Source organism: Microbacterium sp. PM5 (assembly GCF_003293595.1).
GTDB lineage: Bacteria > Actinomycetota > Actinomycetes > Actinomycetales > Microbacteriaceae > Microbacterium.
The window spans coordinates 1,263,663-1,287,385 of sequence record NZ_CP022162.1 but is presented as its reverse complement, the minus strand read 5'-3'; the positions used below and the strand labels follow the sequence as shown (position 1 = coordinate 1,287,385).

Annotated in this window: 23 protein-coding genes; 14 read left to right on the top strand and 9 right to left on the bottom strand. The window is 67.7% G+C overall.

The features are described from left to right. Positions 1–115 precede the first annotated feature (115 nt). From coxB to CEP17_RS06330, 4 genes are read left to right on the top strand one after another with little or no spacing between them, the layout of a single operon-like run. Positions 116–1,021 carry a cytochrome c oxidase subunit II gene (gene coxB / locus CEP17_RS06345; RefSeq protein WP_039416190.1) on the top strand — a complete coding sequence of 302 codons (906 nt, stop codon included), beginning with the start codon at positions 116–118 and terminating at the stop codon, positions 1,019–1,021. Continuing rightward, positions 1,021–2,784, top strand: coding sequence for a cytochrome c oxidase subunit I (gene ctaD / locus CEP17_RS06340; RefSeq protein ID WP_061681646.1), 1,764 nt, complete (start codon positions 1,021–1,023; stop codon positions 2,782–2,784). Before coxB ends, ctaD begins: the two co-directional genes overlap by 1 nt. Next, entirely contained in the window at positions 2,785–3,219 is a 435-nt protein-coding gene (locus tag CEP17_RS06335; RefSeq protein WP_005049192.1) for a cytochrome c oxidase subunit 4, read from the top strand. It begins immediately after the preceding gene. Positions 3,220–3,239: 20 nt separating this feature from the next. Then, entirely contained in the window at positions 3,240–4,034 is a 795-nt protein-coding gene (locus tag CEP17_RS06330) for a serine/threonine-protein phosphatase (protein WP_112931646.1), read from the top strand. Positions 4,035–4,069: 35 nt separating this feature from the next. On the opposite strand, the gene CEP17_RS06325 is transcribed toward CEP17_RS06330, so the two are convergent. From CEP17_RS06325 to CEP17_RS06305, 5 genes are all read right to left on the bottom strand, one after another. Next, a complete protein-coding gene (locus CEP17_RS06325; protein ID WP_005049195.1) occupies positions 4,070–4,477 on the bottom strand; it encodes a rhodanese-like domain-containing protein in 408 nt (135 codons plus the stop codon). Between the two features lie 84 nt (positions 4,478–4,561). Next, positions 4,562–6,388, bottom strand: coding sequence for a cytochrome bc complex cytochrome b subunit (locus CEP17_RS06320; protein ID WP_039416124.1), 1,827 nt, complete (start codon positions 6,386–6,388; stop codon positions 4,562–4,564). Next, the gene (locus CEP17_RS06315; protein ID WP_036287972.1) at positions 6,385–7,464 is read right to left on the bottom strand and encodes a ubiquinol-cytochrome c reductase iron-sulfur subunit; all 1,080 of its coding nucleotides are present in this window, start codon (positions 7,462–7,464) and stop codon (positions 6,385–6,387) included. The genes CEP17_RS06320 and CEP17_RS06315 overlap by 4 nt, the downstream gene beginning before the upstream one ends. Positions 7,465–7,510: 46 nt before the next feature. Next, positions 7,511–8,314: a cytochrome c gene (locus CEP17_RS06310; RefSeq protein WP_005049203.1), complete on the bottom strand. Its 804-nt coding sequence runs from the start codon at positions 8,312–8,314 to the stop codon at positions 7,511–7,513. 21 nt (positions 8,315–8,335) lie between these two features. Then, positions 8,336–8,980: a heme-copper oxidase subunit III gene (locus CEP17_RS06305; RefSeq protein WP_005049205.1), complete on the bottom strand. Its 645-nt coding sequence runs from the start codon at positions 8,978–8,980 to the stop codon at positions 8,336–8,338. 121 nt (positions 8,981–9,101) lie between these two features. Between CEP17_RS06305 and trpD the strand changes: the two genes are divergently transcribed. From trpD to CEP17_RS06290, 3 genes are all read left to right on the top strand, one after another. Further along, positions 9,102–10,163, top strand: coding sequence for an anthranilate phosphoribosyltransferase (trpD, locus tag CEP17_RS06300; RefSeq protein ID WP_112931645.1), 1,062 nt, complete (start codon positions 9,102–9,104; stop codon positions 10,161–10,163). A 93-nt stretch (positions 10,164–10,256) separates the two neighbouring features. Next, positions 10,257–10,748, top strand: a complete 492-nt coding sequence (locus CEP17_RS06295) for an aromatic ring-opening dioxygenase LigA (protein WP_112931644.1) — start codon at positions 10,257–10,259, stop codon at positions 10,746–10,748. 75 nt (positions 10,749–10,823) lie between these two features. Then, the gene (locus CEP17_RS06290; RefSeq protein WP_112931643.1) at positions 10,824–11,810 is read left to right on the top strand and encodes a PHP domain-containing protein; all 987 of its coding nucleotides are present in this window, start codon (positions 10,824–10,826) and stop codon (positions 11,808–11,810) included. A 3-nt stretch (positions 11,811–11,813) separates the two neighbouring features. Here CEP17_RS06290 and CEP17_RS06285 read toward each other — a convergent pair whose 3' ends face one another. From CEP17_RS06285 to CEP17_RS06275, 3 genes are all read right to left on the bottom strand, one after another. Next, entirely contained in the window at positions 11,814–12,728 is a 915-nt protein-coding gene (locus CEP17_RS06285; RefSeq protein ID WP_112931642.1) for a 5'-3' exonuclease, read from the bottom strand. Positions 12,729–12,764: 36 nt separating this feature from the next. Further along, positions 12,765–13,250, bottom strand: a complete 486-nt coding sequence (locus tag CEP17_RS06280) for a hypothetical protein (protein ID WP_239498601.1) — start codon at positions 13,248–13,250, stop codon at positions 12,765–12,767. A gap of 236 nt (positions 13,251–13,486) precedes the next feature. Continuing rightward, entirely contained in the window at positions 13,487–14,026 is a 540-nt protein-coding gene (locus CEP17_RS06275; protein WP_162722411.1) for a hypothetical protein, read from the bottom strand. Positions 14,027–14,122: 96 nt separating this feature from the next. Between CEP17_RS06275 and CEP17_RS06270 the strand changes: the two genes are divergently transcribed. The 6 genes from CEP17_RS06270 (at position 14,123) to coaE (ending at position 20,842) form a co-directional block, all read left to right on the top strand. After that, positions 14,123–14,554, top strand: a complete 432-nt coding sequence (locus tag CEP17_RS06270; RefSeq protein ID WP_112931639.1) for a YchJ family metal-binding protein — start codon at positions 14,123–14,125, stop codon at positions 14,552–14,554. A gap of 9 nt (positions 14,555–14,563) precedes the next feature. Continuing rightward, positions 14,564–15,574 (top strand): cation diffusion facilitator family transporter, encoded by a 1,011-nt coding sequence (locus CEP17_RS06265; protein WP_204359865.1) that lies wholly within the window; start codon positions 14,564–14,566, stop codon positions 15,572–15,574. Between the two features lie 216 nt (positions 15,575–15,790). Beyond that, positions 15,791–17,242 carry a 30S ribosomal protein S1 gene (rpsA, locus tag CEP17_RS06260; protein WP_036287953.1) on the top strand — a complete coding sequence of 484 codons (1,452 nt, stop codon included), beginning with the start codon at positions 15,791–15,793 and terminating at the stop codon, positions 17,240–17,242. A 104-nt stretch (positions 17,243–17,346) separates the two neighbouring features. Then, positions 17,347–19,041, top strand: coding sequence for a PAS domain-containing sensor histidine kinase (locus CEP17_RS06255; RefSeq protein WP_112931638.1), 1,695 nt, complete (start codon positions 17,347–17,349; stop codon positions 19,039–19,041). Beyond that, positions 19,038–20,237 (top strand): diguanylate cyclase, encoded by a 1,200-nt coding sequence (locus CEP17_RS06250; RefSeq protein ID WP_112931637.1) that lies wholly within the window; start codon positions 19,038–19,040, stop codon positions 20,235–20,237. The genes CEP17_RS06255 and CEP17_RS06250 overlap by 4 nt, the downstream gene beginning before the upstream one ends. A gap of 2 nt (positions 20,238–20,239) precedes the next feature. Continuing rightward, on the top strand, positions 20,240–20,842 hold the full coding sequence (coaE, locus tag CEP17_RS06245; RefSeq protein ID WP_061681625.1) for a dephospho-CoA kinase: 603 nt from the start codon (positions 20,240–20,242) through the stop codon (positions 20,840–20,842). 9 nt (positions 20,843–20,851) lie between these two features. On the opposite strand, the gene CEP17_RS06240 is transcribed toward coaE, so the two are convergent. After that, the gene (locus CEP17_RS06240) at positions 20,852–21,460 is read right to left on the bottom strand and encodes a DUF4126 domain-containing protein (protein WP_112931636.1); all 609 of its coding nucleotides are present in this window, start codon (positions 21,458–21,460) and stop codon (positions 20,852–20,854) included. Between the two features lie 113 nt (positions 21,461–21,573). On the opposite strand from CEP17_RS06240, the gene uvrB reads away from it, so the two are divergent. After that, the gene (gene uvrB / locus CEP17_RS06235; protein WP_036287941.1) at positions 21,574–23,643 is read left to right on the top strand and encodes an excinuclease ABC subunit UvrB; all 2,070 of its coding nucleotides are present in this window, start codon (positions 21,574–21,576) and stop codon (positions 23,641–23,643) included. Positions 23,644–23,723: the final 80 nt, after the last annotated feature.

Genomic DNA, 23,723 nt, shown 5'->3' with positions numbered 1-23,723 from the left:
AGGCGGGAAAAACCCCTCCGATAGTGGCAGACATCCTGGGCGGATGGCCTGAATCGGGTGGGAGCTTGCCTTAGACTGAACGGTGTTCGACCTTCATGACCCCGAAAGGTGCACCGTGCGCGTCAAACGCCGACTCCGGCTCGCCGTCATCCCGATCGGGATCGCCTCGGCGATCACCCTCGCGGGATGCACTCCCACCGAGCTGAACGGCTTCTTGCCGGGCTTCACCGACGACGGCACGCAGGCTACCAACCACACCGAGATGGTGTCGGGTCTCTGGGTCAACTCCTGGATCGTCCTGCTCGCCGTCGGTGTGATCACGTGGGCGCTCATGGGCTGGGCTGCCATCGCCTACCGTCGTCGTCGCGGCCAGCGCGGCCTGCCGGTGCAGCTTCGTTACAACATGCCCGTCGAGATCTTCTACACGGTTGTCCCGTTGATCCTGGTGCTCGGTTTCTTCGCCTTCACGGCGCGCGATCAGGCGGTGCTCGAGACCCAGTACGACAACCCCGACGTCTGTGTGACGGCGATCGGCAAGCAGTGGGCTTGGGACTTCCAGTACAACGACGACCAGGCCGACTGCCAGGCCGGCGACAACGCCGTCTGGACCATGGGTGTTCAGGCCCAGACCGACGCCCAGGGAAACATCACAAGCGACCTGCCGACGCTTGTTCTGCCGGTCAACGAGAAGGTCAAGATCAAGCTGACCTCCCGCGATGTCATCCACTCCTTCTGGATCGTCGACTTCCTCTACAAGAAGGACATGTACATCGGGAAGGACAACTACTGGTCGTTCATCCCGACACGCGTGGGTGAATACGACGGCAAGTGCGCCGAGCTCTGCGGCCAGTACCACTCGATGATGCTCTTCAAGGTCAAGGTCGTCGAGCCGGCCGAGTACCAGCAGTACCTCGCAGGCCTGCGCGCCGCCGGTCAGACCGGTGACATCAACAAGGCCTACGACCGGCTGCAGAACTTCCCGGGCACGGGAGCCCCCGTCGAATCTGAGGGACAACACTGATGGCGACCACGCTTCCTCTCCAGGGCGAGACTTCCGCGCGCCCGACCACGCTGCCCCCGCGTCAGGCGGCTCTCATGAGCTCGACGCGCGTGGGACAGAAGGGCAACATCATCGTCAAGTGGATCACCTCCACGGACCACAAGACGATCGGGTACATGTACCTCATCGCGTCGGTGATCTTCTTCCTGCTCGGCGGCGTCATGGCGCTGATCATTCGCGCCGAGCTGTTCGAGCCGGGAATGCAGATCCTTCCGACGAAGGAGCAGTACAACCAGCTCTTCACGATGCACGGCACGATCATGCTGCTGATGTTCGCGACGCCGCTGTTCGCCGGCTTCGCCAACGCGATCCTTCCGTTGCAGATCGGCGCGCCGGACGTCGCGTTCCCGCGTCTGAACGCGTTCGCGCTGTGGCTGTTCATCTTCGGATCGGTGATCGCGGTCGCCGGCTTCCTGACTCCTCAGGGCGCGGCCGCGTTCGGTTGGTTCGCCTATCAGCCCCTGGCGGGAGCGTCGTTCTCGCCCGGCGCCGGTGGCAACCTCTGGATGCTGGGACTCGGCATGTCTGGCTTCGGCACCATCCTCGGCGCGGTGAACTTCATCACCACGATCATCACCATGCGCGCGCCCGGTATGACGATGTGGCGTCTGCCGATCTTCTCGTGGAACACCCTCGTCACGAGCATCCTCATTCTGATGGCGTTCCCCGTGCTCGCCGCGGCGATCCTTGCGGCGGCAGCCGACCGCGTGCTCGGTGCCCACATCTACGACCCGGCGAACGGTGGCGTTCTGCTGTGGCAGCACCTGTTCTGGTTCTTCGGCCACCCCGAGGTCTACATCATCGCGCTGCCGTTCTTCGGCATCGTCTCGGAGATCTTCCCGGTGTTCAGCCGTAAGCCGATCTTCGGGTACAAGACCCTGGTCTACGCCACGATCGCCATCGCCGCGCTGTCGGTTTCGGTGTGGGCTCACCACATGTACGTCACCGGCTCGGTGCTGCTACCGTTCTTCGCGCTCATGACCATGCTCATCGCGGTGCCGACGGGCGTGAAGATCTTCAACTGGATCGGAACCCTCTGGCGCGGCTCGGTGACCTTCGAGACGCCGATGGTGTTCTCGCTCGGCTTCCTCGTCTCGTTCGTCTTCGGTGGTCTGACCGGTGTCATCCTCGCCTCCCCGCCGCTGGACTTCCACCTCTCCGACTCGTACTTCGTCGTCGCCCACTTCCACTACGTGGTGTTCGGCACGGTCGTGTTCGCGATGTTCGCCGGGTTCTATTTCTGGTGGCCCAAGTGGACGGGGCGCATGCTGAACGAGCGACTCGGCATGGTCCATTTCTGGATGCTGTTCATCGGTTTCCACATGACCTTCCTCATCCAGCACTGGCTGGGCGTCGACGGCATGGTGCGCCGCTACGCCGACTACTCGGCCGCGGACGGCTGGACCTGGCAGAACCAGGTGTCCACGATCGGAGCGATGATCCTGGGTGCCTCGATGATCCCGTTCTTCCTGAACGTCTGGATCACCTCGCGCAAGGCGCCGCGGGTCACGGTCAACGACCCCTGGGGCTACGGCGGATCGCTCGAGTGGGCCACCAGCTGCCCGCCCCCGCGTCACAACTTCACCTCGATTCCGCGCATTCGCAGTGAGCGCCCTGCCTTCGACCTCAACCACCCCGAAGCAGCGCTCCCGGTCGGTGTCGGTCCGGCGAAGGACGCTCCCGATGCTCCCGTCATGGACACGGCCGAGGGGAAGGTCAAGTAAGTGAAGACCAACGTCAACCTCTGGTGGATCCTGTCCGGGTTCTTCTTCCTCTGCTTCGCCCTGTACACGGGGTGGAACATCATCGAGCACTCCGACCGGCAGTGGTTCCACGCGATCGAGTGGGTCGGCAGCGTCGCGCTGCTGTTCACGGTGTTCATGGCCGCGATGATCGGCTTCTACGTCGACCGCGTGCACCGCGCCCAGGGCGGCGAGCTGCCGGAGGACTCCCTGACGGCCGACATCGATGACGGCGATCCCGAGATGGGCGAGTTCAGCCCGTGGTCGTGGTGGCCGCTGGTGCTCGCGTTCTCCGCGGCTCTCGGCATCCTGGGTCTCGCAGTCGGCACCTTCCTGCTGCCGATCGGCCTCGGCGTGTTCGTCGTCGCCATCGTCGGGTGGGTCTTCGAGTACTACCGCGGGTACTTCGCGCGCTGAGCGGTGCCGGTTCTGCGGTGATGGCTCATTCGATTCGGGCCGGCGTCTCCAGCGACGTCGGCCCGTTTCGCGATGTCAATCAGGATGCGGCGTTCATCGCATCGTGGGGCGCGGGCGTCGCGGACGGTGTCGGCGGCGGCCCGGCCGGCGATCTCGCATCGGCGGCTCTCGTCCATCGGCTGGTCGCAGGAGGGTGGCGAGCGGGCGATGCCGCAGAGCTGACCACTCGGCTGCGGGTGGCCAACTGGGATCTGGGCGCACACGTGCGGCGGGATCCCTCGCTGGCGGGTATGGCGACCACGTTCACGGGAATCTGGTTCGGTGATGGCGGGACCGTGCTTCTTGCGCACACGGGAGACTCTCGAGGCTATCTTCTTCGTTCGGGACGACTGCTGCGTCAGACCCGTGACGACTCGTTCGTCCAGGTGCTCGTCGATCAGGGGCTGGTGACGGAATCCGACGCGATGACGCATCCGCGCCGCAACATCATCACCGCCTCGCTTCGCGGCGAGCCGTCCGATACGGTCAGCGTGACCGCGCACACGCCGGTGGCCGGGGACCGCTGGCTGCTGTGCAGCGACGGTGTCAGCGACTACCTGCCGGACGACGCGATCGGTGAGATCCTGCGAGACGTCGACGGGCAACAGGATGCCGCGGAGATCATCGTCGCGGCGGCCCTGCAGGCCGGCTCACGCGACAATGTGACCGCCGTCGTCGCAGACGTCGCCGCGGGGGTTCCGTCGGCCGGTGGGGTTGTCTTCGCGGGAGCGGCCACCGAGCGCTTCAGCGAAGACGCGCAACCGATCGCCGGCTGAAGCCCCGGTGTCACGCTGCCGCGCAGGCGGAGTGATCACGGGCGCACATACATGACCTGAGGGTCGAACACGCGGGGGAGCGCACCCTGAGCGTTCTCGGTGGGCAGCCCTTCGCGCACCCAGTACTCGTATCCTCCTATCATCTCCTTCACGGAGTAGCCCAGGCGAGCGAACTCGACGGCGCCCTTCGCGCCGGCATTGCAGCCGGGGCTCCAGCAGTACACGACCACCGGCGTCGTCAGGGGGATCTCCGTCGGAGCCCGCTCAGCGATCTCGCGGTAGGGAATGTGGACGGCGCCCACCGGATGGCCCTGGGCCCAGGCGTCGGCGCCGCGCACGTCGACGAGTACGAAGGCTTGTCCGTCGCGCTGAGCCGCGTAGACGTCCGAGGCGTCGGTCTCGTGTGCGAGTTTGCCGGTGAAGTAGGAGAGGGCGTCAGTCATGGCTCGACGCTACGCGAACGACGAAGCGGCGAGGAGGACCGGGACGGTCACTCCTCGCCGCTTGACTGCCAGCCTGAGCGGGTGTCAGTCCTTGTCTTTCGCGTCCTTCGTGTCGCCATCCGGGACGATCACATTCGACGGGCGGACGGCGGTCTCGCTCTGGCGACCATCGTCGATCGGGTGGTGCGGCGCGTCGCCGACTCCCGCCCGCTCGTGCATGCCCTGGATCTCGGCATCCTCCTCAGCGGCGATGTGATCCAGCGTGTGATGCTGGTGGGCACGCGCTTCCTCGAGCTCCGCCTGAGTGACCGGAGCGAGGCGGTCCTCGAAGAACCAGCGCGACAGCGAGGCGCGGAAGTTCTCGTGCCAGGGGATGCGACCCTGATCGTTCGGACGCACCACGAGCGGCTGGTTCGTCTCGAAGTCGACGAGCTTGACGATCTCGTACTGGTCGACCGGCTGGTGGACCTCGATGTACTCCCCGCCCGGAAGGCGGACGATGCGGCCGGACTCGTAGCCGTGCAGCGCGATCTCGCGGTCCTTCTTCTGGAGCGCGATGCACAGACGCTTCGTGATGAAGTACGCGAGAACCGGTCCGACGAACAACAGCGCCTGCAGCGTGTGGATGACGCCTTCCATCGTGAGCCAGAAGTGGGTGGCGATGATGTCCGAGGATGCCGCGGCCCACAGCACCGCGTAGAACGTCACACCGGCGGCACCGATCGCGGTGCGCGTCGCGGCGTTGCGCGGACGCTGGGCGATGTGGTGCTCGCGCTTGTCGCCCGTGATCCAGGCCTCGATGAACGGGTACAGCATCACGATCACGATGAACAGGCCCAGAGCCGTCAGCGGGATGAGGATGTTGAACGACCACGTGCGGTCCCACAGAACGAACTCGAGGTGCGGCGGCACGAGACGCAGCGCGCCGTCGGCGAACCCGATGTACCAGTCGGGCTGCGTACCGGCCGAGACCGGCGACGGGTCGTACGGACCGTAGTTCCAGATCGGGTTGATCGTGAACAGGGAGGCGATCAGGACGATCACGCCGAACGTGATGAAGAAGAAGCCGCCCATCTTCGACATGTAGACCGGGACCATGGGGAAGCCCACGACATTGCTGTTCGTGCGGCCGGGACCGGCGAACTGGGTGTGCTTGTTCACGATCATGAGCATGAGGTGCACGGCGAGCAGCGCCACCAGGATGGCCGGCAGCAGCAGGATGTGCAGCGTGTAGAGGCGCCCGACGATCTGAGTCCCCGGGAACTCGCCGCCGAACAGCAGGAAGGAGGTCCACGTTCCGATCACCGGAATGCCCTTGACCATGCCGTCGATGATGCGCAGGCCATTGCCCGAGAGCAGGTCGTCCGGCAGCGAGTAGCCGGTGAAGCCTTCGGCCATGGCGAGGATGAAGAGGATGAAGCCGATCACCCAGTTGAGCTCGCGCGGCTTGCGGAACGCACCCGTGAAGAACACGCGGAGCATGTGCACGCCGATGCCGGCAACGAACACCAGCGCAGCCCAGTGGTGGATCTGACGCACCAGCAGGCCGCCGCGGATGTCGAACGACAGGCGCAGCGCCGAGTCGAGAGCCGCAGACATCTCGACGCCGCGCAGCGGGACGAACGCCCCGTCGTAGTGCGTTTCGACCATGGATGCCTGGAAGAAGAACGTCAGGAACGTTCCCGACAGCAGGACGACGACGAAACTCCACAGCGCGATCTCGCCGAGCATGAAGGACCAGTGGTCCGGGAAGATCTTGCGACCGAGCTCCTTGACCAGACCGGAGATGCTGGTGCGCTCGTCGAGGTAGTTCGCCGCGCCGGCGACGAAGCGGCCGCCCAGCGGCTTCTCGTCGCGGGAGGTCTGAGGCGTGGTGTCAGGGCCTGTCTCGGTGACAGTCGCGGTGCTCAATGGCGCTCCCAGAAGCTCGGGCCGACGGGTTCGGTGAAGTCGCTCTGCGCGATGAGGTACCCCTCGGAGTCAACGGTGATCGGCAGCTGCGGCAGCGGACGAGCGGCCGGTCCGAAGATCACCGCGGCACCGTGGGTCACGTCGAACTGCGACTGGTGGCAGGGGCAGAGCAGGTGGTGGGTCTGCTGCTCGTACAGCGCGACCGGGCAGCCGACGTGCGTGCAGACCTTCGAGTACGCCACGATGCCGTTGTACGACCAGCTCTTGCGGTCTTCGGCTTCGACGATCTGCTCGGGCAGCATCCTCATCAGCAGGACGATCGCCTTCGCCTTCTCCTCGAGGTAGCCATCGCTGTGGCTGAGCTCGGCGAGAGACTGGGGGATCACGTGCACCGCGGAGCCCAGAGTGAGGTCGGCGGCACGGATCGGCTCGCCGGTGGGGTCGTGCGCGAGACGCTCACCCTTCTTCCACATCGTGTGGCTGAGGAGGGCGACCGGGTCGCCGGCGATCGGGTTCTCGGGGCTGGACTCGGGCGCCAGACCGCGGAACAGGGTGATGCCGGGAAGCACCGAGGCGACAAGAGCGGCGATCAGCGATCCGCGGATGGCGGTGCGGCGTCCGAACCCGGACTCCTCGTTCGCCTCGCGGAAGACGGCGACGGCGCCCTCTCGCGTCACGTCGCGTCCGCGCGTGGCGTGACGCGGCTCGATGTGCTCCTTGTCGCTCATCACGGCCTTGGACCAGTGGATCGCACCGATGCCGATTGCGAGGAGCGCGAGCGCGATGCCCAACCCGATGAACAGGTTGTTGTGGCGGATGTCGACGATCTGACCGCTCTCGATCGGGAAGAGCATGTAGGCGGCGACGGCCCAGATGCTGCCCGCGAGGGAGAGGTAGAACAGCGTGTAGACCGTGCGAACGGCGCGCTGCATGGCCGCCGGGTCCTTGTCGGTGATGCGCTCCCGGTGGGGCGGGAGGCCCGGGTTCTGCACGGGGTCGGGGACGGCGACGGCGAGCCCGGGGGAGGGCTTCCATGAAGCCCTCTCGTGCTCGAGTGCGTCTTCCTCGTGTGCCATGTCTCGTCCGTTCCCTACGTCAGTGCCGTTGTCCACGTGTGCCCGATCAGTTCGACTTCGCCGTGATCCACACGGTGATGCCGATGAGCGCGCCGATGCCGAAGATCCAGATGAACAGACCCTCCGAGACCGGGCCGAGCGAGCCGAGGTTGAAACCGCCGGCGGACTCGTTCTCCTGCAGGTACATCAGCGACGAGATGATGTCGCGCTTCTCGTCCGGAGTGATGGTCATGTTGTTGAAGACCGGCATGTTCTGCGGGCCGGTGACCATCGCCGCGTAGATGTGCAGCGGGCTGGTCTTGGTCAGTGCCGGGGCGTACTTGCCCTCGGTGAGTGCACCACCGGCGGCGGCGACGTTGTGGCACATGGCGCAGTTGACGCGGAAGAGCTCGGCGCCGTTGGCGACATCGCCCTTGCCGTCGAGGATGCGCGCATCCGGGTAGGTCGGGCCGGGCGCGACCGACTGTGCCCAGGCCGCGATCGCACGGATCTGGTCCTCGGTGAACTGCACCGGCTTCTGAGGTGCCTGCGGCCCCTGCATCTGCAGTGGCATGCGTCCCGTCGACATCTGGAACTCGACGGCCAGCTCTCCGACCCCGTAGAGCGAGGGCCCGTCAGCGGTGCCCTCCATGTTGAGGCCGTGGCACGTGGCGCAGTTGGCCTGGAAGAGCTTCTTGCCGTCTTCGACGGTGAGCGTGGTGGACGACGCGGACGCGGGCTCCGTCGCGGCCATTGCCGCCGACGCGCCGGCGTAGACGCCGCCGGTGACGAGAAGGCCGATGCCGATGAGCGCGGCGGCAGCCCACTTGCTGCGACGACCGGTCTTCTGCCGGGTGGTCTTGGTTGCCATGGAGGAACTCAGCTCCGCTTCTTACTTGACGACGTAGATGACGAAGAACAGGACGATCCACACCACGTCGACGAAGTGCCAGTAGTACGAGACGACGATCGCGGACGTCATCTCCTTGCGTCCGAAGTTCTTGACGGCGTAGGCGCGGCCGATCACGAGAAGGAAGGCCAGGAGGCCGCCCGTCACGTGCAGCGCGTGGAAACCGGTGGTGATGTAGAAGGCCGACGCGTACGAGCTCGCGCTGATCGGCATGCCCTCTGCGACGAGCGTCGCGTACTCCCACACCTGGCCGGAGACGAAGACGGCGCCCATCACGAACGTGAGGAAGAACCACTCCACCATTCCCCACTGACGGAACTGCCAGATGGAGCCGCGACGATACGGCTGGAAGCGCTCGGCGGCGAACACACCGGCCTGGGCGGTGAACGAGGAGAGCACCAGGATGCCGGTGTTCACGGCCGCGAACGGCACGTTCAGGTCGCCGGTGCTGGCAGCCCACAGGTCGGGGGAGGCGTTGCGCAGCGTGAAGTAGATCGCGAAGAGACCCGCGAAGAACATGACCTCGCTGCCGAGCCACACGATGGTGCCGACGGCGACCGGATCCGGCCGCTTGACGGAACGCAAGGCTTGGGAATAGGTCGCTGGAGTGGTCGTCACGCTCCCCATTATGGCTGATTTCACAGCCGGTTTTCGCATCACTGAAGGTGCGTTCGACTTTCGGGGGGATTGGAGGGCCCTTCGGGCGCGCCGGGAGTTGGCTGGCAGAGTGCCGATAGGATCGGGGCTCATGGCGGAGCTCTATTCCTGGCCCGAAATCCTCACTGCGGTGCTCGAGCGGCGCGACCTCAGCGTGTCCGAGTCGACCTGGGCCATGCGGCAGGTGATGCGGGGCACGGCAACGCCGTCGCAGCTCGGCGGATTCCTCCTCGCACTGCGCGCGAAAGGCGAGACCGTCGACGAGATCGTGGGCTTCCGCGACGCGATCCTCGAGGCCGCGCTGCCGCTGCCCGTGTCCGCCGATGTGCTCGACATCGTCGGCACCGGGGGAGACCGCTTCGGCACCGTCAATATCTCGACGATGTCGGCGATCGTGGCCGCGGCGACCGGAATCCCGGTCGTCAAGCACGGCAACCGCGCCGCCAGCTCCGCCTCAGGATCCTCCGACGTGCTCGGTGCGCTCGGCATCGATCTGGCGCTGCCGCCGGAGCGGGTCGCCGAGGTGCTCGCCGAGGCCGGCATCACCTTCGCCTTCGCGTCCGCGTTCCATCCGGGCTTCCGTCATGCGGGGCCGACGCGAGCGGAACTGGGTGTGCCCACCGTCTTCAACTTCCTCGGGCCGCTCTGCAATCCTGCTCGCGCAGAAGCCAACGCCGTGGGGGTCGCCGCTCTCGATCGCGTTCCTCTGATCACCGGCGTCTTCCAGACACGCGGAGCCACGGCGTTGGTGTTCCGCGGCGATGACGGCCTGGACGAGCTCACGACCACCGGCCACAGCCGTGTCTGGGAGATCAGCCGCGGCGACATCCACGAGCACGACCTCGATCCGCGAGACCTCGGCATCCCTCTGGCGGAGATCGACGACCTGCTCGGCGGCGATGCGCAGCACAACGCCGAGGTCGTGCGACGGGTGCTCGACGGCGAAAAGGGCGCCGTACGCGACATCGTCCTGCTCAACGCGGCCGCGGGGATCGTCTCGTATGACCTGTTCCGCGATGCCACGCAGGTGCAGCTGCCGATCGTCGAGCGTCTCGCCGACGCCCGCGACAGGGCAGCGGCGGCGATCGACGACGGCTCGGCTCGCGGTGTCCTCGACCGTTGGGTCGAGGCAACGACTCGCACTGTGGACTGACCACAGGGTTTTCTCCGGCCCGTTCCCCTGGTCCCGGCTCTCGTGAGAGCGATACCGTGAGGCAACAGCACGGCACCGAAGAGAGGACCCGCCATGTCAGAGAACATCGCCACCGCCGACACCCTTGAACCCCCGCAGAAGAAGGTCGGCTTCGTCAAGATCGCCGGCATTCTCGGCATCCTCGGCGGCATCGCGCTCATCGTGGTGGGTCTGGTCGTCTGGCTCACGGTCTCCAGCCAGCTGCGTGCAGAGAACATCACCGTGCCCGACGATGCGATGGCGTTTCAGGGACAGACCGTCCAGGGCCCGTTCACCGCGTACGTGCAGGCCGACATCATCCAGCGCCACGCGCTGAAGGCGTCGGGCGGCAAGACCTACGCCGAGCTCGACAAGGACGACCCGGTGCGCGCGACGATGATGAACGCGTCGTTCCTGCGCGCCTCGCTGTTCACCTCCGTCGTCTCCTTCGGGGTCGCTGCCTTCGCGATGGGCATGGGAATCCTGTCCATCCTCTTCGGCGCGGCTCTCACGCGGCTGGCCTCGGTCCCGGTCGTCGTGCGACGGTCGGCCGTGATCCGGTCCTGACGTCCCGCACCTCGTCCCCCCGGAAACGGGCTCGCGCGCCGCGCGGGCCCGTTTCGCTGTCATGATGGCGTGCAGATGAAGCCGATCGACGCGCTGCGGGAGATCGCGACGCTGCTCGAGCGCGAGCGGGCGTCGCGATACCGCTCTGCCGCCTTCCGCAGGGCGGCGGCAGCGATCGAGGATCTCTCGGACGACGAGCTGCGTGATGACGCGAGCCTCCGCAGGCGCGCGGGCATCGGGGACTCGTCGTTCCGTGTGATCCACGAGGCGCTGGCCGGCGAGGTGCCCGCGTATCTCGCGGAGCTGCGTGACCGATTCGCCCCTGCACGTTCGACGCTGCGAGCGAAGCTGCGCGGCGACCTGCACTGTCACTCGAACTGGTCGGACGGCACGACCTCGATCGGCGAGATGGTCGACGCGGGGCGCGCCCTCGGTCACGAATACCTCGCGCTGACGGATCACTCGCCGCGTCTGCGCGTGGCGAACGGTCTGAGCGCGCAACGACTGCGTGCGCAGCTCGACGAAGTACCGTCGTTCAGCGACGATCGCTTCACACTGCTCAGCGGTATCGAGGTGGACATCCTCGACGACGGGCGTCTCGATCAGGAGCGGATGCTGCTGGCGCGGCTGGACGTGGTCGTCGCCTCGGTGCACTCGAAGCTGCGGATGGAATCCTCGGCGATGACCCGCCGTCTGGTGGCGGCGGTCTCTTCGGGCCAAGCGCACGTGCTCGGCCACGTGACGGGCCGGCTCGTGCGGGGCGAGCGGGGCACCCGGCCGGCTTCCACCTTCGATGCGCGCGCCGTGTTCGCGGCCTGCGCGGCTCATGACGTGGCCGTCGAGATCAACGCACGACCCGAGCGTGAGGATCCGCCGTCGGGGCTCATCGCTCTCGCGCTGGCGGAGGGATGCCTCTTCTCCCTCGACTCCGATGCGCACGCGCCCGGTCAACTCGGTCTGATCCATGAGGGGGCGGCGCGTGCGGAGCGAACCGGCGTCCCGCCGGAGCGGATCATCACCACGTGGCCGCTGGACCGCTTGCGCGCTTGGCTCGCGCGCTGATCGTCAGGCGCGGGCGGTGATGGCGGCGATCGCGCGGGCGAGCGGTGCCCCGAGGTTCCACTCGGCATCCAGCCGGGCGGCCGCGTCGGGGTCGGGGGAACGCAGCGGTGCGCCGAGGGCGGGAAGGTCGAGCGTGCGGACGACCTCGACGACCCGCGGGGCGACGGCGAGGTAGTCGGTCGCGGCGACGATCTTCGCCCGAACGCCCGCCGCGAGGCCCCCGCGGGCTGCCTCGGCGATGATGCCGGCGAGGTCGCCGTGGCTGGCGAGCAGGGCCGCAGCCGTCTTCTCGCCGATCCCGGCGACGCCGGGCAGCCCGTCCGAGGCGTCACCGCGCAGGACGGCGAAGTCGGAGTACTGGCTGGCCCGCACTCCGTACTTCTCGATGACGGCAGCTTCGTCGAGGACTTCGAGCTTGCTCATGCCGCGTCCGGTGTAGATCACGCGCACCGACCGGGCGTCGTCGACGAGTTGGAACAGGTCGCGGTCGCCCGTCACGACATCGACGGCACCGGCGTGCTGAGTCGCGTAGCTGGCGATGACATCGTCGGCTTCGTGATCGGCCCGACCGACCACGGGGATGCCGAGAACTGCCAACTCGTCGCGGATGACAGGGATCTGGGCCGTAAGCGGATCGGGGACCTCTTCGATGTCGGTGTCGTCGGCGACGACCTCGGCGACGCGGTGGGTCTTGTACGTGGGGATGAGGTCGACCCGCCACTGCGGACGCCAGTCGTCATCCCAACAGGCGATCACGTGGGTCGGCTCGTAGGTCGACACGAGCTTGGCGATCATGTCGAGCAGTCCGCGTGCTGCGTTGACCGAGGTGCCGTCGGGCGCTGTGACCGTGTCCGGCACGCCGTAGAACGCACGGAAGTAGAGGGACGCGGTGTCGAGGAGCATCAGGCGATCGGCCACGCGCTCATCCTGTCACGACGGTGCGACGGCGCGGGGTCAACAGCCGGGCCCGCGCGGATTCTCGAGACAGGTCTTGTCGACCAGGGCGGTCTTGACGTCGACGATCTGCAGCGTGGTCGTGCCGGCGGGGATATCGAGGAGGCCGGGCACATCGATCCATCCGTTGCCGAAGTTGGCCTGCGCCGCATAGCGCACGGTCGCCGTCGCCGTGTAGGTGCCGCGTGCGGCATAGGCGTGGCTGGTGTCGGTGGCGCTGAACTGCGCGCGTCCGAGCGCGGCCCAGGTCCGGCCGCCCGTGGGGCTGTTGCGCGACGTGCCGTCGCCGTAGATGAAGCGGTACGACGTCGGCGTGAAGCGGACCGTGACCGGAAGATCGAAGAGCGTCCCCGCCTGTTCATGGACTCCGGCCGTCGCGACGAAGTTCATCGGCATGCCGACGATGCCGACCCCATCGGGTTCGTCGACGAAGGGTGCGGATGCCGGAGCGAACGACGCCACGTCGCTGAGGGTCGGCTGCAGCACCACGACCGAGTAATTGCCCCGGCACAGGCTGTCGGTGCACGCGGGCGGCGGTGGCGCCGGCGCGGCCTCGGCATCGCCGCCGGAACCGCCAGATCCGCTCGGACGGGTCGCGCCGATCTCGACCGACGACCCGGTGTTGGATACGGAGCAGTTGCCGCCCCATGCGGCGGAGCCTGCACAGCTCCTTGTGTCGCCCGGGACTGCTGCCCACAGCACAGTGGCCAGTGCTATCGAACTCAGGAGCATCTGGGCTCCTCGACAGCGGTCATCTCCAGGATCTGGGTTCTGCCCGCTTCCTCCTCGCGGGTGAAACTGAGCTGCAGCGCATACGCTGGCGGCCGACTGGTCTGCACCTGAGAGACACCGTCTGCGTTATCCAACCTGATATTGCTCACGTCGAGGCAAGCAACAGCCGTTACAAGCGAGGGGCTGACGGCGCGCCCTTCAAAGAACACAACTCGACTATCCCCAGATACAGTCCAGCCTTTATCGTGCATATCCGTCAGCGACGTCCGCTCCTGCTCGAGCGCAGTCCCAGCAAGCCAGTCATACACGCCGTTGAACGTCTCTGTGCGAGCCAGATCCACCTTGTTTAGGGCGTCGACGTAGGCGCGGTAGGTCGCCTCGGCGGCGGCGAAGGCCTCGGCATCCGAGGAGAACGTCGAGGAGCTGGAGCTCGGCGCGGGCGACGGCGTGCTCTGCGGTGTGCATCCGACGATGCTCCCGGCCAGCGCGACCGCCACCACTGCCGACAGCACGTGTCCTCGCCTCGTCATGTCCCTCACGGTAGCCACCGCGCCGTGCGCTCACCGCGGTTCTCCACAGTCGCACACTCGGCGCGCGCGAGCGTGGGCGCGACGTAGAGTCGGGGAATGTCCTTCGGCGCCGCCTCCCCACCACGAGGCCGCCGTCCGGCTGCGGCATCGCCGTGCCCGTGCGGGAGCGGCGGCGCGTTCGCCGCATGCTGCGGTCCTGTTCTCGACGGTGTCGCGGCCGCGACGGCGGAGAAGCTCATGCGCTCACGGTTCACGGCGTTCGCGCTGGGCGACGCCTCTCATCTTCTGGCGTCGTGGCACCCGGCCACCCGCCCCGATCGACTGGAGCTCGACGACGACCTGTGCTGGGAGCGCCTCGATATCGATGAGACCCACGGAGGGGCGGACGACGTCCGCGCCACCGTCGCGTTCCGGGCCGCGTGGCGGGAGCGCGGCACGGGCGCACGCGGCGTCCTCGCCGAACGGAGCCGCTTCCGTCGTCTCGACGGTCGCTGGCTGTACGTCGACGGCGTCGTCGACCCCGCGTAGCGTGTGAGCATGGCGCCCTCCCGATCGTCCCGCCGCGCGGCGCTCCCTGCGCCGGACGGCGCAGCCGGCGATGCGGAGTCGCTGCTGACGGTTCTCGTCGCGCTCGGAGCGAACCTCCTCATCGCCGTCGCGAAGACCGTCGCGGCGGTGCTCACCGGTGCGGCGAGCATGCTCGCCGAGGCCGCGCACTCGTGGGCGGACACCGGCAACGAGATCTTCCTCTTCGTCGCGACCCGCCGGTCGGCACGTCCGCGCGATGCGCGGCATCCCACCGGCTACGGTCGGGAAGCGTACGTGTGGTCGCTTTTCGCGGCGTTCGGTCTGTTCGCCGTCGGCGCCGGCGTCTCGATCATGCACGGGGTGCAGGAGCTGTTCGCGCCTGAGCCGGCCGGTCTGTTCGGCGTCTCCTACGCCGTCCTGGGTGTCGCGTTCGTCCTGGAGGGCGTTTCGTTCCTCCAGGCGCTGCGCCAGTCGCGTCGTCGCGCACGGGAGAGCGCGAAGGACGTGCTCGAGTACGTCATGGACACGTCCGACCCCACGCTGCGTGCGGTCTTCTTCGAGGATGCCGCGGCGCTGATCGGTCTGGTGATCGCCTTCCTCGGCATCCTGCTGCATCAGCTCACCGGATCTGCGGCCCCGGACGCGATCGGATCGATTCTGGTCGGCGTGCTCTTGGCCGTCGTCGCGATCGTGTTGATCCGCCAGAACCGCCGCTTCCTGGTGGGCGTCGCGGTCGAGCCGCGCGTGCGGGCCGCCGCGCTGCAGCGCCTCCTCGAGCAGACCGAGATCGCACAGATCACGTATCTGCACATCGAGTACGTCGGACAGGGACGGGTGTTCGTGGTCGCCGCCGTCGATCTCGTCGGCGACATCCCCGAGCATGCGGTCGCCGCTCAACTGAACGCCGTCGAAGACCGACTCGCCGCGAGCCCCCGCGTCGCGTGGGCGATGCTCACGCTCTCACGGCCGGGGGCTCCGGCGTTGGATCCGGCCGACCCCGCCGATCCGCTGCGGGGCTAAGCGACCGAGCCGCCGCCGCGCGGGATGCCCCCGACGGCGAGCCGGTGATTCTGATACCCTGGAGTGTCATTCGTGTGGCGCCACGCCGCGCGCTCATGACACGCAATCCCTGACCGACCGCTCCGGCGGGGCATTCGTTCGTCTTCGTCCGTCTGCCGCTGCGCGATCATCTCGCGCCGGAGCCCGATATCCAACCCAACAAGGACAACCCACTACATGACTACCGCAACGACCGCCCCGGCCACCAAGCAGGTCGCCATCAACGACATCGGATCTGCTGAGGACTTCCTGGCCGCGGTCGAGAAGACCCTCAAGTTCTTCAACGACGGCGACCTCATCGAAGGCACCGTGGTGAAGATCGACCGCGACGAGGTCCTCCTCGACGTCGGGTACAAGACCGAGGGCGTCATCCCCTCGCGCGAGCTCTCCATCAAGCACGACGTCGACCCCAACGAGGTCGTCAAGGTCGGCGACGAGGTCGAAGCCCTCGTTCTCCAGAAGGAGGACAAGGAAGGACGCCTCATCCTCTCCAAGAAGCGCGCGCAGTACGAGCGTGCCTGGGGCGACGTCGAGAAGATCAAGGAGAACGACGGTGTCGTCACCGGTTCCGTGATCGAGGTCGTCAAGGGTGGTCTCATCGTCGACATCGGCCTGCGTGGCTTCCTGCCCGCATCGCTCATCGAGCTGCGCCGCGTCCGCGACCTCACGCCGTACCTCGGCCAGGAGATCGAGGCCAAGATCCTCGAGCTCGACAAGAACCGCAACAACGTCGTTCTCTCGCGCCGCGCCCTGCTCGAGCAGACGCAGTCCGAGTCGCGCACCACGTTCCTCAACAACCTGCACAAGGGCCAGGTCCGCAAGGGCGTCGTCTCGTCGATCGTCAACTTCGGTGCGTTCGTCGACCTCGGCGGCGTCGACGGTCTCGTCCACGTCTCGGAGCTGTCCTGGAAGCACATCGAGCACGCCTCCGAGGTCGTCGAGGTGGGCCAGGAGGTCACCGTCGAGATCCTCGAGGTCGACCTCGACCGCGAGCGCGTCTCCCTGTCGCTGAAGGCGACGCAGGAGGACCCGTGGCAGGTCTTCGCCCGCACGCACGCGATCGGTCAGGTCGCGCCGGGCAAGGTCACCAAGCTGGTTCCGTTCGGTGCCTTCGTCCGCGTCGCTGACGGCATCGAGGGTCTCGTGCACATCTCCGAGCTGTCGGGCAAGCACGTCGAGCTCGCCGAGCAGGTCGTGTCGGTCGGCGAGGAAGTCTTCGTCAAGATCATCGACATCGACCTCGAGCGTCGTCGCATCTCGCTCTCGCTCAAGCAGGCGAACGAGTCGGTCGACCCCAACGGCACCGAGTTCGACCCGGCGCTGTACGGCATGGCGACCGAGTACGACGAGAACGGCGAGTACAAGTACCCCGAGGGCTTCGACCCCGAGTCGGGTGCTTGGCTCGAGGGCTTCGACGCTCAGCGCGAGAAGTGGGAGCAGGAGTACGCCGCTGCCCAGGCTCGCTGGGAGGCGCACAAGCTCGCCGTCGCCAAGACGCTCGAGGCCGAGGCCGCCGCTCCGATCGAGACCGGCGCGTCGTCGTTCTCGTCCGACTCCTCGAACGGCGGCGGAACCCTCGCCGACGACGAGGCTCTCGCGGCTCTCCGCGAGAAGCTGTCGGGCCGCTGAGCCGCACCGCGTTCGCACAGGGCCGTCGCCCCGGATCCGTCCGGGCGGCGGCCCTGTGCCGTCACCTCCTGCCGTCGCGGGCTCCCCGGCTGTAACGTCGTCCCATGGCGAGCCCCCCGAGCCCCACCGCGCCCGCAGACGGCCGCATCCGCGGCCAGCTGCGCGACCGCGCCGCGGCCAGCAATCAGCTCGTGCTGTGCGCCGTGGTCGGCGTGCTGTTCTTCATCGGCATCGCCACGGCATCCCTCACCGACGGCGGCCTCTTCGGTATCGCGGTGCTGCTCGTCGTCCTCGGGGGAGTGGCGGGCCTCGCAGTGCCCTGGTCCCGCTTGCCGCTGTACGCGGTGACCGTCATCCCGATCGTCGACATCGTGGCGATCGCCCTGATGCGCATCGCCGAGCCGAATGCCGCGTTCGGGTTGCTGTGGGTGTTTCCGGCGATGTGGCTGTCGGCCATCGGGCGGGCGGGGTTCGCGATCTCGGTGGTCGGCATCCCGCTCACATACTGGTTCATCCTCGCGACCGGCGCTTCGCCGGCGGGGACGTACGCGGTCGTCCTCCTTCCGGTGGTCATCATCGCCGTCGGCGCTGCCAGCTACACGTCCTCCCGTCGCTTCCGCGCGCAACGGATGCTGCTGGACCGTCAGGCGGTGCGCGTGTCGGCGGCGCACCGCGAGGCGCTGCGTCAGGAGCAGCTGGTCAGCGAGGTGCTCGACACGGTCGACTTCGGAGTCATCCGCCTCTCCGCCGCGGGTGAGGTCGTCCTCGAGAACGATGCGCTCCTCCGCTTCGGCCGCATCCCCGGATTCCTTCCCGGCAGCGGCGGTGAGGATGCCGTCACCGACGAGAAGCTGGTACCGCTCGATCCTCAGCAGCATCCGCTGGTGCGTCTGCAGCGCCACGAGTCGTTCGACGACGTCGTCCTGTGGTTCGCGCTCGCCGACGGCCGCCGACGCGCGTTCGCCTTCGCCGGGCGCCATCTCACCGATCACAACGGAGCCCCGGCCGGAGCGCTGCTGATCGTCCGCGACATCACGGCGGAGCGGGACGCGCAGCGGGTGCGCGACGACCTCGTCGCCTCGATCTCCCACGAGCTTCGCACCCCGCTGACGTCGATCCTCGGGTATCTCGAGCTGGCGCTCGACGGCGGTGGGCTCTCGGATGACGCTCGCAGACAGGTCGACACCGCGTACCGCAACAGCGAGCGGCTGCTGGGGATCGTCACCGACATCCTGTCGGCGTCGTCGCGGTCGGGGTCGTCGATCGATACGCGCCTGCACCCTCGCGTCGTCGACATGACCGAGATCGTGCGCGCTGCAGCGGCAGGGCTCGAGCCGGTCGCAGAGGGGCGCTTCGTCGACCTTCGCGTGGAGGAGTCGGGCGCGGCCGAGGCGTACGCCGATCCGGCCCGCATCCGACAGGTGGTCGACAATCTGGTGGCGAACGCGGTGAAGTTCAATCGCGACGGTGGCCGGGTGACGGCATCCACCTCGACCGACGGCATTCACACGACGGTTCGGGTCGCCGACACCGGTATCGGCATGGCCCCCGATGCGGCCGCGAGAGTGTTCGAGCGGTTCTTCCGAGCCGTGCCGTCCGTGCCGGGCAACGGTTTGGGGTTGACGATCACACGTGATCTGGTCGCCGCTCATGGCGGATCCATCGCCGTCGAATCGACCGCGGGGGAGGGCAGCATCTTCACCGTCGTGCTGCCGGCGACCCGCGAGGTCTTCGACCGGGAGGCGTCCACCGGACTCCCGCCCGGATCGGCCGAGCTCACCGACAAGGACGGGGCATGAATCTCGATCTGTTCAGCGTCACGGTCATGACGGCCATCGTGGCGTCAGTCGCCAGTCTGACCTTCATCATCGACACCCTGCTGCGCCGCGATACCGGCCCCGGACGGCTGTGGGCGGTGGCGTTCTTCTGCGGACTGGCGACAACGCTCGCCTACATGGCGTGGTCTGCGGGTGTAGGCGGTGCGGTCTCGGTCGCGGTCGGCAACGCCCTGTTCGTCTCGGTGCCGGGATTCATGCTTCTGGGATGCCGACGGTTCAACGACCGCTCCGTCCTCGTCTCGTCGGTGGCGGTCGGGACGCTTGCGGTCATCACCTTCGTCGCCGCGCTCATCGAGTACCCGACGCGGGGCAGCTGGGGTGGCTGGTGGGCGATGGCGGCATCGCTCGTGGTGTTCTTCGGAGCCGGTGCCGCCGAATCGCTGCGCAGCCCGATGCGCGGACTGCGCAGCGCCTGGGCCTTGTCGACCGTGCTCGCGGCCGCGGGGGTGTTCTACGCCGTGCGCCTTGTCGTCTTCGTGACGCTCGGGCCGCAGAGCGAGCTGTTCTCGCGGTGGCTCGGCTCCATCAGTGCGAACATCGTCACGGTGATCCTGACGATGGTCGCGGCGATCGTCATGTCGGTGCTGCGCTCGCAGCGCACGACGCGGCAGCGCTACGAGTGGCTGACCTCCAATGGTGTCGCCGCCGACGGTGTCATGCTGCCGCGAACCTTCGCCGGAGCCCTCGCCGACATCGTGGAGCGAGCCTCGTGGCGGCAGGAGGGCATCGCCGTCATCGTGCTTCGCGCAGACGGACTCGACGAGATCGGCGACGCCTTCGGCGGTGACGTGGTCGATACGATCTCGGCCGCCTGCCGTCATGCGGCTCGGTCCTTCGCGCCGGCCGCGGCTCTGGTCGGCGAGGACGGGGACGGGCAGCTCGTCATCTGCACTCTCGCCGAATCGACCGCCGATGCCCGCCGCGTCGGCAGCGCGCTGTTCCGGGGCGCCATCGACGAGCTCACCGCGGTCGCTCACGGCCGTCTCGCGTCGGTGGGCGTCGGAGTGGGACTCACCTCGTCGCTCGGGTACGACCCGGGAATCCTCATGAGTGCTGCGCGCTCGGCGGCTCTGCGCGCGGCGCGCATCGCAGAGGCCTCCGTCTTCGTGGCGCCGCCGTCGACGGCTCCGGCCGACGCCGACGTGGCATCCTCGTAGGCATGCCCCTTCTCGCGCTCACCGGTGGCATCGCCTCCGGCAAATCGACCATCGCGCGCCTCCTCGCCCAGCACGGTGCGGTCATCGTCGATGCCGACGCCATCGTCCGCGAGCTGCAGGCTCCCGGGTCTCCAGTGCTCGACCAGATCGCCGCCGCGTTCGGTCCGGGGGTGATCGCCGGTGACGGCAACCTCGACCGCGCAGCGCTGGGAGCGGTCGTCTTCTCCGACGACGACGCCCGTCGCCGCCTCAACGCCCTCATCCATCCGGCCGTGGCGGCAGAGTCGGGCCGGCGCTTCGCCGCGGCGTTCGCCGCCGATCCCGATGCGGTCGTCGTCTACGATGTGCCGCTCCTGGTCGAGGCGCGGGCCGACGACCCGTGGGATCTGATCGTCGTGGCGCACGCCCCGGCATCCCTGCGCGAGGAGCGCCTGGTCGCGCTGCGCGGGCTCACCCTCGCCGATGCCCGCGCGCGGCTGGCGTCGCAGGTCGACGATGACACGCGGTTGGCCGTCGCCGACGTCATCATCGACACAGCCGGGTCGCTGGCCGAGACCAGTGCGCAGGTCGAGGCGCTGTGGAGGCGCTTGCACCCCTCGCGCTGAGGTACGCGCTCACGGTCGCGGTACGGAGGCGACGGAGGTCCCTGAGCGGTGGCGGCGTCGACGACGCAGCAGAAGCACGGCCGACACGATGAGGGCGACCACGAGCGCTCCGGCCAGAACGGGCGCGAAGATCGCGGCCACGATGAGTGCTCCCGCAGATACATCCTCCGCCGCCGACAGGACGGGGGCGGCGACGCCCGCGGTGGCGACATTGGCGAGGGGGCGCACCGACGCTTTGAGGGCATGCAGCGCGAGAGCGATCACGACGCCGACGACGATCGACACCCACGCGGCGCCCGCGAAGAGGCTCGGGTCGTCGACGCGCACCGTCTGCGCGCTCGCACCGGCGCCGAAGGCGATGCCCCCGGATGCCGGGCGCACCACGGTCTGCAGGACGTCGTTCACGGAATCGACCGCGGGGATCTTGTCGGCCACGATCTCCACCACCAGCAGCACACCGGTGATCCAGAGGGCGACGTCGCTGGAAAGCCACGACCAGGAGGCGGGCAGATCGATCACCGGCACGAAACGGTCCAACAGCCCCAGTGCGAACAGCGGCATCCACGCGTTCAGCCCCGCGGCCGCGGCGAGGCCGGACCCGACGAGGAACTCCAGCATGGTTCCACAGTACGGGGCCGAGCGGGCCGAGCGCCTCGGGAGGGCCTGGGCGAACGAGGACGCCGAGGGCGAACGACGCGGCCGATGTCGGAGGCCGAGCCTACGCTGGAGGCATGCAGACCACGCGATCCGTCCGGCCGTTCGAGGTCGTCAGCGAGTATGCGCCCAGCGGTGATCAGCCGCAGGCGATCTCCGAGCTCGCGGCTCGAATCAACGCGGGGGAGACCGACGTCGTCCTGCTCGGCGCGACCGGTACCGGCAAGTCGGCGACGACGGCGTGGCTGATCGAACAGGTACAGCGTCCCACGCTGGTGCTGGCCCACAACAAGACCCTCGCGGCGCAGCTGGCCAACGAGTTCCGTGAGCTGATGCCGCACAACGCCGTCGAGTACTTCGTCAGCTACTACGACTACTACCAGCCCGAGGCTTACGTGCCGCAGACGGACACCTTCATCGAGAAGGACTCGTCCGTCAACGCCGAGGTCGAACGCTTGCGTCACTCGACGACGAACTCGCTGCTGAGCCGTCGCGATGTGGTCGTGGTCAGCACGGTGTCGTGCATCTACGGTCTCGGTGCGCCCGAAGAGTACCTCCGCGCGATGGTCGCCCTGCAGGTGGGCGAGCGGTACGACCGCGATGCGCTCATCCGCAAGTTCATCGCGATGCAGTACAACCGCAACGACGTCGACTTCTCGCGCGGCAACTTCCGTGTGCGCGGCGACACGATCGAGATCATTCCCGTCTACGAGGAGTACGCCGTCCGCATCGAGCTGTTCGGCGACGAGATCGAAGCGCTCTACATGCTCCATCCCCTCACCGGAGACGTCGTCCAGAAGCTCGACAGTGTGCCCATCTTCCCGGCGTCGCACTACGTCGCGGGCACCGATACCGTCCATCGCGCCATTGGCACGATCGAGACCGAGCTGGCCGAGAGGCTGGCGGAGCTGGAGGGCCAGGGCAAGCTGCTGGAGGCACAGCGCCTGCGGATGCGCACGACGTTCGATCTCGAGATGCTGCAGCAGCTCGGTTTCTGCTCCGGCATCGAGAACTACTCCCGACACATGGACGGTCGCGAGCCCGGCGAGCCACCGCACACGCTGCTCGACTTCTTCCCCGACGACTTCCTGCTCGTCATCGACGAGTCGCACGTCACGGTGCCGCAGATCGGCGCCATGTACGAAGGCGACGCGTCGCGCAAGCGCACGCTGGTCGACCACGGCTTCCGGCTTCCGAGCGCGCTCGACAACCGCCCGCTGCGTTTCGACGAGTTCAAGAACCGCATCGGTCAGACGGTGTATCTGTCCGCGACGCCGGGCCGCTACGAGATGGGTATCGCCGACGGCGTCGTCGAGCAGATCATCCGACCGACGGGTCTGGTCGATCCGCAGATCGTGATCAAGCCGTCCAAGGGCCAGATCGACGACCTGCTGGAGGAGATCCGGGTGCGGGTCGAGCGAGACGAGCGCGTGCTCGTCACCACCCTGACCAAGAAGATGGCCGAAGAGCTGACGGACTTCCTCGGCGAGCACGGTGTGCGCGTGCGATACCTGCACTCCGACGTCGACACGCTGCGTCGCGTCGAGCTGCTCACCGAGCTTCGACAGGGTGTCTACGACGTGCTGGTCGGAATCAACCTGCTGCGTGAGGGGCTCGACCTGCCCGAGGTCTCGCTCGTCGCCATTCTCGACGCCGACAAGGAAGGGTTCCTGCGCAGCGGGACGTCACTGATTCAGACGATCGGTCGAGCGGCGCGAAACGTCTCCGGTGAAGTCCACATGTACGCCGACAACATGACCGACTCGATGCGATCGGCGATCGAGGAGACCGAGCGTCGCCGGGAGAAGCAGATCGCGTACAACACGGCGCACGGCATCGATCCGCAGCCCCTGCGCAAGAAGATCGCCGACATCACCGACGTGCTGGCACGCGAGGCGTCCGATACCAAGGCGCTTCTGGCTCGTGGCGGCGGCTCGGGTCGCGCAGGCTCGCCGACGCCGCGCCTGCGGCGGGAGGGCATCGCGGCAGAGGGTGCCATGCAGCTCGAGGCGACCATCGAGGATCTCTCGCAGCAGATGCTCGCCGCGGCCGGTGAGCTGAAGTTCGAGCTGGCGGCGCGGCTCCGCGACGAGGTGCAGGATCTCAAGAAGGAGCTGCGGGCCATGGTGAATGCCGGCCACGCGTAAGCAGGTCCAGCGCGCCGCACAACCTGAACGACGTGCAGGCGGTGTCGCCGGCAGGGTGGACTCGGGCTTCGCACGGCGAT